Annotated in this window: 12 protein-coding genes; 8 read left to right on the forward strand and 4 right to left on the reverse strand. The window is 71.5% G+C overall.

Annotation, left to right across the window (positions count from 1 at the left end):
* Nucleotides 1-23: 23 nt before the first annotated feature.
* Entirely contained in the window at nt 24-1,991 is a 1,968-nt protein-coding gene (locus L2C96_RS26975) for an acetoacetate--CoA ligase (RefSeq protein ID WP_237338241.1), read from the reverse strand.
* 12 nt (nt 1,992-2,003) lie between these two features.
* A complete protein-coding gene (locus tag L2C96_RS26980; protein ID WP_237338242.1) occupies nt 2,004-2,630 on the reverse strand; it encodes a dienelactone hydrolase family protein in 627 nt (208 codons plus the stop codon).
* Nucleotides 2,631-2,734: 104 nt separating this feature from the next.
* Here L2C96_RS26980 and hisC point away from each other — a divergent pair, with 104 nt between their 5' ends.
* Nucleotides 2,735-3,787 carry a histidinol-phosphate transaminase gene (gene hisC / locus L2C96_RS26985; RefSeq protein WP_237338243.1) on the forward strand — a complete coding sequence of 351 codons (1,053 nt, stop codon included), beginning with the start codon at nt 2,735-2,737 and terminating at the stop codon, nt 3,785-3,787.
* On the opposite strand, the gene L2C96_RS26990 is transcribed toward hisC, so the two are convergent.
* Nucleotides 3,777-4,541: a sulfite exporter TauE/SafE family protein gene (locus tag L2C96_RS26990; RefSeq protein ID WP_020416496.1), complete on the reverse strand. Its 765-nt coding sequence runs from the start codon at nt 4,539-4,541 to the stop codon at nt 3,777-3,779. The two genes, hisC and L2C96_RS26990, sit on opposite strands and share 11 nt — an antisense overlap.
* Before the next feature lie 54 nt (nt 4,542-4,595).
* On the opposite strand from L2C96_RS26990, the gene L2C96_RS26995 reads away from it, so the two are divergent.
* The 6 genes from L2C96_RS26995 to L2C96_RS27020 all read left to right on the forward strand — a co-directional run bounded on the left by L2C96_RS26995 (nt 4,596) and on the right by L2C96_RS27020 (nt 10,750).
* Nucleotides 4,596-5,651 (forward strand): Rv2629 family ribosome hibernation factor, encoded by a 1,056-nt coding sequence (locus L2C96_RS26995; RefSeq protein WP_237338244.1) that lies wholly within the window; start codon nt 4,596-4,598, stop codon nt 5,649-5,651.
* A gap of 118 nt (nt 5,652-5,769) precedes the next feature.
* Nucleotides 5,770-6,204 carry an ATP-binding protein gene (locus tag L2C96_RS27000; RefSeq protein WP_027935629.1) on the forward strand — a complete coding sequence of 145 codons (435 nt, stop codon included), beginning with the start codon at nt 5,770-5,772 and terminating at the stop codon, nt 6,202-6,204.
* On the forward strand, nt 6,201-7,007 hold the full coding sequence (locus L2C96_RS27005; protein ID WP_020416493.1) for a SigB/SigF/SigG family RNA polymerase sigma factor: 807 nt from the start codon (nt 6,201-6,203) through the stop codon (nt 7,005-7,007). The genes L2C96_RS27000 and L2C96_RS27005 overlap by 4 nt, the downstream gene beginning before the upstream one ends.
* A 41-nt stretch (nt 7,008-7,048) precedes the next feature.
* Nucleotides 7,049-7,990, forward strand: a complete 942-nt coding sequence (gene ligD, locus L2C96_RS27010; RefSeq protein ID WP_237338245.1) for a non-homologous end-joining DNA ligase — start codon at nt 7,049-7,051, stop codon at nt 7,988-7,990.
* Complete coding sequence (ku, locus tag L2C96_RS27015) at nt 7,990-8,979, forward strand: non-homologous end joining protein Ku (RefSeq protein WP_237338246.1); 990 nt, start codon at nt 7,990-7,992, stop codon at nt 8,977-8,979. Before ligD ends, ku begins: the two co-directional genes overlap by 1 nt.
* Before the next feature lie 289 nt (nt 8,980-9,268).
* Nucleotides 9,269-10,750 carry an adenylate/guanylate cyclase domain-containing protein gene (locus L2C96_RS27020; protein WP_020416490.1) on the forward strand — a complete coding sequence of 494 codons (1,482 nt, stop codon included), beginning with the start codon at nt 9,269-9,271 and terminating at the stop codon, nt 10,748-10,750.
* On the opposite strand, the gene L2C96_RS27025 is transcribed toward L2C96_RS27020, so the two are convergent.
* Nucleotides 10,747-11,754, reverse strand: coding sequence for a beta-ketoacyl-ACP synthase III (locus L2C96_RS27025; RefSeq protein WP_237338247.1), 1,008 nt, complete (start codon nt 11,752-11,754; stop codon nt 10,747-10,749). The two genes, L2C96_RS27020 and L2C96_RS27025, sit on opposite strands and share 4 nt — an antisense overlap.
* A 120-nt stretch (nt 11,755-11,874) precedes the next feature.
* Here L2C96_RS27025 and L2C96_RS27030 point away from each other — a divergent pair, with 120 nt between their 5' ends.
* Nucleotides 11,875-12,984: a winged helix DNA-binding domain-containing protein gene (locus L2C96_RS27030; RefSeq protein ID WP_237338248.1), complete on the forward strand. Its 1,110-nt coding sequence runs from the start codon at nt 11,875-11,877 to the stop codon at nt 12,982-12,984.
* Nucleotides 12,985-13,000 lie beyond the last annotated feature (16 nt).

The following is a 13,000-nucleotide window of genomic DNA, read 5'->3' on the forward strand; positions in this document are numbered from 1 at the left end:
GTCCTCCCGGACACCCCTGCCCCCTAACTCCCCCTGGCCATGTCGACGAACGGTTCGAGTGCCCCCGGGTTGGCGAGCGCGTCCCGGCTGACCGCCCGTTCCGGCGCCACCCCGGTCAGGATCTTCTTGACCGGCACCTCGCACTTCTTACCGTTCAGCGTCCGCGGCACCTCCGCCACCTCGATGAACCGATCGGGTACGTGTCGCGGCGAGAGGCCGCGCCGCAACTGGGCGCGCAGCTCCGGCTCGACCGCGGCAAGATCCGCCCCGGGCGCCATCACGACGAAACACAGCAGCTCACCGTCGGTATTCCCGGCTCGCGTGGTGTCGATGACGAGCGAGTCGGCGATCTCGTCGAAGCCCTCGACGATGCGGTAGAACTCGGCGGTGCCCATCCGGACGCCGCCGCGGTTGAGCGTCGAGTCGCTGCGGCCGTAGATCACCGCCGAGCCGCGCGGCGTGATCCGGATCCAGTCGCCGTGCCGCCACACGCCCGGGTACATGTCGAAGTAGGCCTCGCGCAGTCGTGACCCGTCCTCGTCGTTCCAGAAGAACACCGGCATCGACGGCATCGGCTTGGTCACCACGAGCTCGCCGACCTCGTCGACCACCTCGCGGCCGTCCTCGTCGAACGCCGTCACCGCGGCCCCGAGCGCCCGGCAGGACAGCTCGCCGAGCCACACCGGCACGTCCGGGGCGGCCGCGACGAACGCTGCGCACAGGTCGGTGCCGCCGGACACCGAGCAGATCTGCACCGACCGGCCGACCTCGTCGGCGATCCAGCGGAAGCCGTCGTCGGACAGCGGCGCGCCGGTCGATCCAAGCGCCCGCAGCGCGGACAGGTCGAACGAAGCCGCTGGGCGGATCTTCGCCTTGAGACAGCTCTGGACGAACGGCGCGGACGTGCCGAAGTACGTGATCCGCTCCTCGGCCGCCAGCCGCCACAGCGTGTTCAGGTCGGGGTGCCCGGGGCTGCCGTCGAACATCACGATCGTCGAGCGCGCGAGCAGCCCGGCGATCAGGAAGTTCCACATCATCCAGCCGGTGGTGGTGAACCAGAAGAACTTCTCGCCCGGCCCGAGGTCCATCTGCAGCACCGTCGCCTTGAGGTGCTCCAGCACGATCCCGCCGTGCCCCTGCACGATGCCCTTCGGCAGGCCGGTGGTGCCGGACGAGTACAGCACCCACAGCGGGTGGTCGAACGGCACCGGCTCGTAGGCCATCTCCGCGCCGGCGTGCCGGGCGAGCAGCTCGTCCCAGGCGAGCGCGCCGTCGACCGTGCCGCCGCCGGCGTAGTCCACCAGCACGGTCGCCGTCAGCGACGGGATCCGCGTCCGCAGCTCCTCGACCGTCGGCCGGACGTCGAAGGACCGTCCGTTGTAGACGTATCCGTTGATCGCGACCAGGACCTTCGGCTCGATCTGGGTGAACCGGTCGCTGATCGCGCGGACGCCGAAGTCCGGCGAGCAGGACGACCAGATCGCGCCGAGGCTCGCGGTGGCGAGGAACGCGACGAGCGTCTGCGGGCAGTTCGGCGCGAGCGCGACGACGCGGTCGCCGCGGCCGACGCCGAGCTCGACCAGCGCCGCGCGCATCGCGGCCACCTGCTCGCGCAGCTCGCCGTAACTCAACCGGGCGGACAGCCCGTCCTCGCGGCGGAAGATCACCGCGAGGTCGTCGTCGGCGCCGGTCAGGGCGTGCTCGGTGTAGTTGAGGGTGCCGCCGGGGAACCACTGCGCGCCCGGCATGCGCGTGTCGCCGAGGACCGCGCTCGGCTCGGCGTGCCAGCGGATGCCGAGGAACTCCGCCGCCGCGCCCCAGAACTCCGCGGGCCGGTCGACGGAGAACCGCCACAACTCGTCGTAGTCGTCGAGGGACACGTCGCGCTCCGCACGCAGCCAGTCGCGGAACGCCTGGATCCTGCTCGCGGCGACCCGCTCCGGGTCCGGCCGCCACAACACTTCCGGGGTCTCAGCAACGTCGGTGGTCACCCCGGGAGCGTATTAGCGCAAGTGGGCGTCGAACCAGCTCAAAGTCCGCTGCCAGGCCTCGACGGCGGCCTTCGGGTCGGCGTCGAACCGGTGGTTGGCGCCCGGGTAGCGGACCACGTTCGTGGCCACCCGGGCTTCGGCGGCGGCCTCGCGGAGCTTCTCGACCTCGGCGGCGCCCAGCTCGTCGCCGGCGTCGCCGTACAGGCCGAGCCACGGGCTGACCAGCTCGCGCGCGATGTCGACCAGCCCCGGCTTCTCGGCGACGCGGTGCCCGCCGACGCTGACCGCCGCGCCCAGCTTCCGGTTGGCGGCGACCAGCAGCGCGGCCGTGCCGCCCAGGTCGAAGCCGACGACGCCGAGGAGGTCGGCCTGCACGCCGCGCTCGACCAGCCAGGCCAGCGCGATGTCGGTGGCGGCCAGGACGCTGTCCGGCGTCGGCGTGTCCTCGATGTGCGGCGCGGCGGCCAGCCAGCCCTCCGCGGCCAGGCTCGAGATCAGCAACCGCACCCCGTCGGTGATCCCGCCGACCTCGTGCAGCACCACGAGCCCACCGCGGACGACGTTCTCGGGTTCGGCGTAGGTCAGCTCGATCGCCCGGCCGTCGGTCCGCTCGTAGTGCGAGGTGTGCGTCTGCGTCATCGCACTACTCAACCATCCCCGGGTGAACGGGAGTCAACACCGATCGCGATCAAGTGTTCGGGATAACGTGGCAGCAGCGCGTTCGACCCGAAGGAGTGCCCGCCATGTCCGTGCGTACCCGTCCCGATCTCGGCTCGCTGCCCGCCTACGTCGCCGGGCGGACGGTGCCGGGCGCGATCAAGCTCGCCAGCAACGAGGTCCCGGGCGGCCCACTGCCGAGCGTGCGCACCGCGATCGCCGACGCCGCCGCGGACGTGCACCGCTACCCGGACATGGGCGTGACCGCGCTGGCGAACCGGCTGGCGCGCAAGTACGACTTCCCGGTGGAGCGCGTCGCGGTCGGCTGCGGTTCGGTCGCGCTGTGCCAGCAGCTCACGCAGGCCCTGTGCGCGCCCGGTGACGAGGTCGTGTTCGCGTGGCGCTCGTTCGAGGCGTACCCGATCGTCACGCAGATCGCGGGCGCGACCTCGGTGAAGGTGCCGCTGGACGCCACGCACACGCACGACCTGGACGCGATGCTCGCCGCCATCACGCCGCAGACGAAGCTGGTCTTCGTCTGCAACCCGAACAACCCGACGGGCACCGCGAACCGCCACGAGGAGCTGGTCCGCTTCCTCGACCAGGTGCCGCCGCACGTGGTCGTCGCGCTGGACGAGGCCTACCGCGAGTTCGTCACCGACCCGGACGTGCCGGACGGCATGGAGTTCGCGCGCACCCGCGACAACGTGGTGGTGCTGCGGACCTTCTCCAAGGCCTACGGCCTGGCCGGGCTGCGGGTCGGCTACCTGGTCGGCCCGGCCGAGCTGGCCGAGGTGGTGCGCAAGGTCTACATCCCGTTCAGCGTGAACTCGCTGGCGCAGATCGCCGCGCTGGCCTCGCTCGACGCCGAGGACGAGATGCGTGAGCGGTGCGCGGCGATCGTCACCGAGCGGCAGCGCGTCGCCGACGAACTGCTCGCCCTCGGCTACGAGGTGCCCGAGACGCACGCCAACTTCGTGTGGCTGCCGCTGGGCGACCGCGCGCTCGAGTTCGCCGAGCACTCGCTGGCGAACAAGGTGGTCGTGCGGGCGTTCGCGGGCGACGGCGTGCGCGTCACGATCAGCACTCGCGAGGAGAACGACGCGTTCCTGCAGGCGGCGCGCGGCTTCAGCCGTTGACCACCAGCTGCACGATCGCGGCGATGCCGACCACGACGATCACGCCGCGCAGCACCGGCGCGGGCAGCCGGCGCCCGATCTTGGCGCCGAGCTGCCCGCCGAGGGTGGACCCGACGGCGAGCAGCGCCACCACCGGCCAGCTGACCGGGGCGATGAACGCGTAGACGATCCCGGCGACCACGTTGACCACGGCGGCGAGGACGTTCTTGATCCCGTTGAGCCGCTGCAGCGGGTCGGTGAGCAGCATGCCCATGAACGCCATCAGCATGACGCCCTGTGCCGCGGTGAAGTACCCGCCGTAGATGCCGACCAGGAAGATCAGGAACAACACGAGCCCGCCCCGCGAGCCGCCGCCCTTGCCGGCCTCGCGGCGGCGCGCCACCCACACGGACACCCGCGGCTGGATGATCACCAGCACCACGGCGAGCCCGACCAGCACCGGCACGACCGTCTCGAACGCGTTGGGCGGCAGGGAAAGCAGCAGCACCGTGCCGCACACCGCGCCGATCGCCGACGGCACCGCGTACCGGGCGACCCGCCTGCCCTGACCGGTCAGCTCGTGCCGGTAGCCGATCGCGCCGCTGATCGTGCCCGGCGCGAGGCCGATCGCGTTCGACGTCGTCGCGGTCACCGGCGAGTAGCCGAGCGCGACCAGCACCGGGAACGTGACGAGCGTGCCGGACCCGACGACCGTGTTGATCGTGCCCGCCCACACCCCGGCCAGGAACACGACCAGCGCCTCCCACCACTGCATGGCCCCATCAAACCCTGGCGTTTCACGGCACCGACCGACGGGTAAGAAGCGGGCATGGACACGACGACCTTGCGCCCGCTGGTGACCGCGACCGGTCCGTTCACGTCCGTCTACTTCGAGGACTCGCACGACACGGCCGACGCCGAGAAACAGCTCGAGCTGAAGTGGCGTGAGCTGAAGGACGCGCTGACCGCCCAGCACGCCCCGGACGGCGCGGTGAGCGCGCTGGAGAGCGCGATCCTGGACGGCCCGCGCGCGACCGGCCGCAGCGGCCGCGCGCTGCTGGCCGCCGGCGAACGGGTCGTGGTCGACGAGCACCTGCCGAGCCCGCCCGCGAGCACCATCGCCAGGGTGTCCGACCTGCCCTACCTGCTGCCGCTGGCGCGGTACGGCGAGCTGGCGCTGCCGCACGTGGTCGCCGAGGTCGACCAGGTGAGCGCGACCGTCAAGGCCTTCGACGAGCACGGTCACGAGATGGCCGCGGAGGAGGTCAGCGGCCAGGACCACCCGGTGCACCACACCCGCGGCGGCGGTGAGGCGCATCACCGCATGCAGCACCGCACCGAAGAGCTGAAGCGCCACAACGTCGCCGACATCGCCGGTGTGATCGCCCGTCTGGCCGAGCAGGCGAACGCGCAGCTGATCGTGGTGGCAGGCGAGGTGCAGGGCCGCAAGGCCGTGATCGACGAGCTGCCCGAGGCCGCCAAGTCGATCGCGCGCGAGGCCACGCACTCCGACGTCGCCGACGAGCTGGCCGAAGCGGTCCGGCAAAGCCGCCTCAACGACGTCGTCCAGCAGTTCCGCGACGCGCTGAACCAGCCGGACGGCCTTGCGGTGCAAGGGCTCGAGGCGGTGACGGCCGCGCTGCGGGAGGCCAATGTGGAGACTCTGCTCGTCGGGGATCCTGGCGAGGACGTGGTGTGCACGGGGCCGACCCCGGCGCAGATCGCGCTGGGTGAGGAAGAACTCAAGGCCTACGGCGCCACGGAGATCCACCGGTGCCGGGCCGACGAGGCGGTCCCCGCCGCGGCGATCGCCGTGGACGCGGACCTGGTGCACGTCGACGAGGAGCTCGTCGAGGGGTTCGGCGCGATCTTGCGCCATCGATGAGGAGTACAGCCATAACAGCAGCTACGGAATGCTTCCAGACGGTAACCGGACCGAGCGAACTTCCCTCGTTCGAGGCATGATGGTTCCGAAGCAACACTCGAACGACGGTGAGGTGAACGTGACGGACTGGGAGCCACCGTCCTTGCGCGCGCAGAACGAGATCGAACTCTGGCTCGGTGCCGACCTGGCACACCTGCCGATCGTCCGGTCGGTGGTGGCGACGCTCGCCACCCGCGCCGACTTCGACCTGGACTCGATCGCCGATCTGCGGCTCGCAGTGGACGAAGCGTGCTCGACGCTGATCACCCGGGCACTGCCGGGCTCCACCATGCGCTGCCGGTTCGCCGTCCAGGACGACGAACTGCGGTTCCAGGGCACGGTGCTGTCGGACAGCGACAGCGCGCCGAGCACGAAGTCGTTCGGCTGGCGGGTCCTGAGCACGCTCACGGACTCCGTCGACGCGCACGTGAAGTCGAACGGCCAGGGCCACCAGGTGGACATCGAACTCGCCAAGCGACGGGTCGCCGTCGACGTCCCAGGGGCAGGCGCGTGACCGGTTCCCGGACGGAGCCGACCAAACCCACCGCGTCGAACGAATACGGTCACCTGGCGCCGCTGTTCGACGAGCTGGCGGAACTGTCGGCCGATGACCCCCGCCGCGCCGCCCTGCGCGACGAGCTCGTGACGGGGCACCTGCCCCTGGCCGAGCACATCGCGCAGCGGTTCTCCGGGCGCGGGGTGGCGAAGGAGGACCTGGTCCAGGTCGCCACCGTCGGGTTGATCAACGCCGTGGACCGGTTCGACGCGAGCCGCGGCTCGGACTTCCTGTCCTTCGCCGTGCCCACGGTGATGGGTGAGGTGCGGCGCCACTTCCGGGACACCGGCTGGCTGGTGCGGGTGCCGCGCCGGCTCAAGGAGCTGCACCTGTCGATCTCCAGCGCGAGCACCGAGCTCGCGCAGCGGCTGGGCCGCGCGCCGACGCCGAGCGAGATCGCGAGCCACCTCGGCGTGAGCCAGGACGAGGTCTACGAGGGCCTGGAAGCGGGCAACGCCTACCACTCGATGTCGCTGGACGAGGTGCTGTCCGGCGACACCGAGAACCTCGCGCTCGGCGACACGCTGGGCGAGGAGGACGCCGGGCTGGAGGGCGTCGAGAACCACGAGGCGCTGCTGCCGCTGATCCAGGAGCTGCCCGAGCGCGAGCGCAAGATCCTCGGCCTGCGGTTCGTGCACAACATGACGCAGACCCAGATCGCGGAGCGGATCGGTGTTTCGCAGATGCACGTGTCGCGGCTGCTCGCGCGGACGCTGCAACGGCTGCGCGACGGGCTCACCGAGCAGGACGGAGAGCTGTGACCAGCGGTTTTGCGGAGCGCTTCGCAGGGTAACCGCCGATCATGGCTGATCCCGGGTGGCGCGCGCCGATGCTGGCGACGCTGACCCAGCAGCCGTTCTCCAGGGAGAACTGGCTGTTCGAGCGCAAGCTCGACGGGGTCCGCGCCATCTGCTCGCGCGACGGCGGCCCGCCCGTGCTGTGGTCGCGCAACCACAACGACATCAGCGCCGGGTATCCGGAACTCGGGGAGGCGCTCGCCGGATCGGGCGCCTCCTCCTTCGTCGCCGACGGCGAGATCGTCGCGTTCGACGGCAACCAGACCAGCTTCGCCCGGCTGCAGCAGCGCATCCACCTGACCGACCGGCGGCGCATCGAGGCCACCGGGGTCGCGGTGTACCTGTACCTGTTCGACCTGCTGGCCTTCGACGGCCACGACACCACTGGGCTGCCGCTACGGCAGCGGAAGCAGTTGCTGCGCAAGGCTTTCGACTGGGGCGGGGTGTTGCGGTACGCCACGCACCGCAACACCACCGGCGAGGAGTACTTCGCCCACGCGTGCGCGCGCGGCTGGGAAGGCGTTATCGCCAAGCGGGCGGACGCGCCGTACCGGTCCGGGCGGACGACCGACTGGCTGAAGTTCAAGTGCGTCAAGGAGCAGGAGTTCGTCGTCGGCGGGTTCAGCGCGCCGGGCGGGGCACGGACCGGGTTCGGCGCGTTGCTGGTCGGCTACTACGACCGCGGCCGGTTGCGGTACGCGGGGAAGGTCGGCGCCGGCTACAGCGAGGCCACGCTGCGTGAGCTGACCGGCACGCTGACGGGTCTGGAGCGCCGCCGGTCGCCGTTCGACGAGCCGGTGCCCGAGCGCGGGCCGCGCTGGGTCGAGCCGGAGGTGGTCGTGCAGGTGCGGTTTTCGGAGTGGACCGGCGACGGCAAGCTGCGGCATCCTCGGTTCACGGGCGTGCGTGTCGACAAGTCGGCTACCGAAGTGGTCCGGGAGGCGTGATGGCGCGAGCGATCTGGAGCGGTGCGATCAACTTCGGCCTGGTGACGGTGCCGGTCGAGCTGTACTCCGCGACCGAGGACCACACCGTGCACTTCCGGCAGTTCGAGCGCGGCACGTCGGACCGGATCCGGTACAAGCGCGTGAACGAGCGGACCGGCGAGGAGGTGGCCTACGAGGACATCGTGAAGGGCTACGACCTCGGCGACGGCGACTACGTGCTGGTCGAGCAGGAGGAGCTGGACCAGATCGCGCCCGGCCGGTCCCGGTCCATCGACATCGAGTCGTTCGTCGACCTCGGCGAGATCGACCCGCTGTACTTCCAGAAGAGCTACTGGCTGGCGCCGACGAAGGAGGAGTTCGGGCGCGCGTACGGGCTGCTCATGCAGGCCATGGCGGAGACCAACAAGGCCGGCATCGCACGCTTCGTGATGCGCGGCAAGGAGCACATCGCCGCGGTCCGCGCCGGTGATGGTGTGCTCGTGCTGGACACGCTGCTGTTCGCCGAGGACGTGCGGAACCCGGCGAAGGAGCTGAAGAAGCTGCCGGAGAAGGCGGAGCCGCGGGGCCGGGAACTGGAGATGGCGGTCGCGCTGGTGGACTCCATGGCGGACGACTGGCGTCCCGACGACTACCACGACCAGTACAACGAGCGCGTCCTGAAGCTGATCGACGACAAGAAGGCCGGGCGCACGGTGACGGTCGAGGACGAGCCCGGCGAGCCGACCAAGGTGGTCGACCTGTTCGAAGCGCTGTCCCGCAGCGTCGAGCGGCGCAAGGGCGCCGGCGGGAAGTCGGAGAAGGCCGCTTCGGGCGCCCCGAAGAAGTCCCGGAAGGCGGCGGAGCCGGACCTGTCCGAGCTGAGCAAGGCGGAGCTGGACAAGATGGCGCGTGAGCTCGACATCAAGGGCCGATCGAAACTCAACCGCGCCGAGCTGGAGAAAGCCATCCGGGAGGCGCGGCCGGCCAGTTCGCGCAAACGCGCTTCCTGACCCGGGCGGGCTCCTCCGTCCGCAAGGCGTGTCCAGCGCCGGACGCGCCGCGGCGCCGCCGCTGTCCCCGACCACTCTCTCCCGCTTCCGTCGCGCACGCCCCGGCGTCGCCCGAAACCGAGCCCGATCGCCACTGCACGCCGGCTCTCAACCCCAGGTTCTCACCGCACTCCCACTGCTTCCTCCCGTCACACCCCGAGCCTTGTCCACCGAACCCCCCGCGCGGGCAGGCCCGCCACTCACCGCGACAACGCGCCCTACCCCCGCCGCTGGCAATACGATCAACTCCGTGCCGAAGTTCGCCCAGCTCGCGAAGTTCCGCGTGGTGCTGCGCACCGGGCTGGGGTTCGTCGTCCTCGGCGTCGGGTCGAGCGTGTGCGGCGCGGCGGCCGTCTGGCTGCTGTTGTTCCTCCAGGGCATCCCCGCCGACATGGGCGACCGCAGCTGGATCCTGCTCACCTGCGCGGGCGCGTACGTCCTGCTCTCGGTGCTCGTCGGCTCGGCGTGGTCGGCGATCCTGCACCGCCGCACCGCCGTCTGGTTCGCCCAGGGCCGCCGCCCGACGCCGCCGGAAGCCCGCCGCGCGCTCCGCCTGCCCCGCGACCTCGCGCTGGTCAGCGGCACCCTCTGGCTCGGCGGCACGATCATCCTCGGCACCCTCACCAGCATCCTGGGCTCCGCGCTCGACGCCCTCGGCGTCACCCTCGCCGTCGGGCTCGGCGGCCTGCTCACCGTCGGCCTGATGTACCTGGCCGCGGAGTGGGTCGCGCGGCCGATCCTGATCCTCGCGCTGGAAGTGAGCCCGCCGCGCAACGCGGTGTCGGTCAGCGTCCTGTCCCGGCTCGCGATCACGTGGGCCGTGGCGAGCGGGGTTCCGCTGCTCGGCGTGCTGATCGTCGCTGCGCCGCCGAACATCGGCAGAGCCGACGAGACCTCCAGCCTGATCATGCTGTCGATCGTCGGGCTGGTCAGCGGCGCGATCGGCACCGCGCTCCTCGCGCGGGCGGTCGCCGCGCCGTTGCGCCGGTTGCGGATGGCGGTCGGCCTCGTCACCCGCGGCCGCAAGGACGTTTCGGTGCGCGTCGACGACGCCAGTGAGATCGGCTCGCTCCAGGTGTCGGTGAACAGCATGGTCGCCGGGCTGCGCGAGCAGGACCGGCTGCGGGACCTGTTCGGCAGGCACGTGGGCATCGACGTCGCCCGGCACGCATTGGAGCACGGCGTGTCGCTGAGCGGTGACGTGCGGGAGGTCGCCGCGTTGTTCGTCGACGTCGTGGACTCGACTGCCCTGGCCTACCGGCTGCCGCCCGAGGAGATCGTGCGCAAGCTGAACCGGTTGTTCGACAGCGTGGTCTCGGCGGTCGACGCGCGCGGCGGGCTGGTCAACAAGTTCCAGGGCGACGCCGCGTTGTGCGTCTTCGGGGCGCCCACCCGGCTGGCCGACCCGGCGACCGCGGCGATGTCCGCGGCGCGCGCCATCCGGGACGCGGTTCGCGAGGAAGGCGAGCTGGATCTGGGCATCGGCGTCGCGTGGGGGCCGGTGTTCGCGGGGCAACTGGGCAGCCGCAGCCGGCTCGAGTACACGGTCATCGGCGACGCGGTGAACGAAGCGGCCCGCCTGACCGAGCACGCGAAGCACGTGCCCGGCCGCATCCTCGCCAGCGACACCCTCTGGTCGCAGGCCGCGTCGGGCGAGCAAACCCGGTGGTCCCGCCACGAGACGGTTCAGCTGCGCGGGCGGGACACGCCCACGAAGACCTGGACGAACTAGGCCTCGCCGCCCGGCTTGACGTCGGGCCAGGTCAGCAGGGTCGAACCCCAAGTCAGCCCGGCGCCGAACGCGGTCAGCAGCACCCGGTGGCCGGGCTGGAGCTCGCCGTCGTCGCAGGCGTCGGCCAGCGCGAGCGGGATCGAGGCGGCGCTGGTGTTGCCGACGCGCTCGATGTTCGCCACCACCCGGTCGTTCGGCATGCCCAGCTGTTTGGCGGTGGCCTGCAGGATTCGGATGTTCGCCTGGTGGCCGACGAACCGGTCGACGTCGCCGACGCCGAGCCCGGACCGCTCCAGCACGGCACGCGCGGATTCGGCCATGCGCGCACAGGCGTGCCGGAACACTGCGGTGCCCTGCATGGTCAGGTAGTGGTCGTGCGGGTTGGCCGACTGGCGCTGCTTCGCGCCACCGGCCGGGACGATCAGCAGGTCCGCGTTCTCGCCCTCGCTGTGCAGGTCGAACGCGCCGAGCGCGCCCGGCTCGTCGGCGGTCCCGGCACGCAGCACGACGGCGCCCGCGCCGTCACCGAAGATCGGGACGGTGGTGCGGTCGGCCGGGTCGCAGTAGCGGCTGAACGCGTCCGCGCCGACGACGAGCACGCGGCCCGCGACGCCGCCGGCGATCATGCCCGCGGCCGTGGCCAGCGCGTAGATGAAGCCGCTGCAGACGGCGTTGACGTCGAAGGCGGCGACCCCGCTGAGCCCGAGCCCCGAGGCGACCTGCGGTGCGCTGGCCGGGCAGAGGTAGTCGGGCGTCGCCGTCGCGAGCACCACCGCGTCGATCGCGTCGGACCCGGCGCTGCGCAAGGCGTTGCGTCCCGCGGCGATCGCCATGTCCACAGTGGACACGTCAGGGTCGGCGATGCGGCGCTCGCCGATGCCGGTGCGCGCGCGAATCCATTCGTCGGAGGTGTTCAGGTGCTGGGCGAGGTCGTCGTTGTCCACCACCCGCGGCGGCAGCCAGGCTCCCAGCCCGGCAAGGACCGCGTGGTGTCCGTCATGCATGGAACCACTTGTAGGGGCTACCCCTGGGTAGACCGGTGAGTTGTGTTCCAGGTCACAAAACGCGGCCACGAAAGGACTACGCGGACCGGAACTGTCACCGATAGGTTCTAGGGTTCGGCCATGCCGGACACGCTGGGGCAGCGCGCGCTGAACCGGGCTCTGCTCGCCCGTCAGCTGCTGTTGCGCAGGACGAAGCTCACACCGCTGGAAGCCGTCCGGCACCTCTGCGGGCTCCAGGCGCAGGCACCGTTCCCGCCCTACTACGGGTTGTGGTCGCGCCTGCACGGTTTCCGGCCGGAACAGCTCGGACAGCTCCTGCTCGACCGGCAGGTGGTGCGGATCGCGTTGATGCGGGGCACCGTGCACCTGGTGACAGCGGACGACTGCCGGTGGCTGCGCCCGCTCCTGCAGCCGTTGTTCGACCGCGACCTGCGCACCAACGCCGCCTACAAGAAATCGCTTGCCCCCGTGGACTTGAGCGCGGTCGCGGAGCAGGCGCGTGCGTTGCTGGCGGAGGAGCCGCGCACCCCGGCCGCGCTGGGCGAACAGCTTGCGCGGGTGTGGCCGGACACGCCCGCGTCGGCGCTCGCGCACGCCGCCCGCGGCTTGCTCCCGCTCGTGCAGGTCCCGCCGCGCGCGGTGTGGGGTCGCAGCGGGCGGACGACTCTCGCGACGGCGGAGGACTGGCTCGGGCGCCCGCTGGAGCGGAACGCCTCGCTGGACGACCTGGTGCTGCGCTACTTGGCGGCGTTCGGGCCGGCGAGCGTCGCGGACGTGCAGACGTGGAGCGGGCTGACGCGGCTCGGCGAGGTGGTGGACCGGCTGCGCCCGCGGCTGCGGGTGTTCCGGACCGAGCAGGGCCGCGAGGTGTTCGACCTGCCCGATGCGCCGCGCCCGGACCCGGCCACGCCCGCGCCGCCGCGGTTCATCGCCGAGTTCGACAACCTGCTGTTGTCGCACGCCGACCGGACCCGGGTGCTGCCGGAGGACGCGCGCAAGCGGGTGTTCGGGGTGCCGAACGGGGTGTTCCCCGGAACGGTCCTGGTCGACGGGCTGGTGCGCGGCAGCTGGCGGATCACGCGGTCGCAAGCTGGGGCGGCGCTGGAGATCGAGCCGTACGGGCGTGTCTCCAAAAAGGACCGGGAGGCGCTGGAGAGCGCGGGGGCGCGGCTGGTGCGTTTCGCTGTCGGCGAAGATGCCTGCGACATCCGCTTCGCACCCCTTGCGTGAGCCGCGTCGCACACCC

The organism is Amycolatopsis tucumanensis, assembly GCF_021654135.1.
GTDB classification, from domain to species: domain Bacteria; phylum Actinomycetota; class Actinomycetes; order Mycobacteriales; family Pseudonocardiaceae; genus Amycolatopsis_E; species Amycolatopsis_E tucumanensis.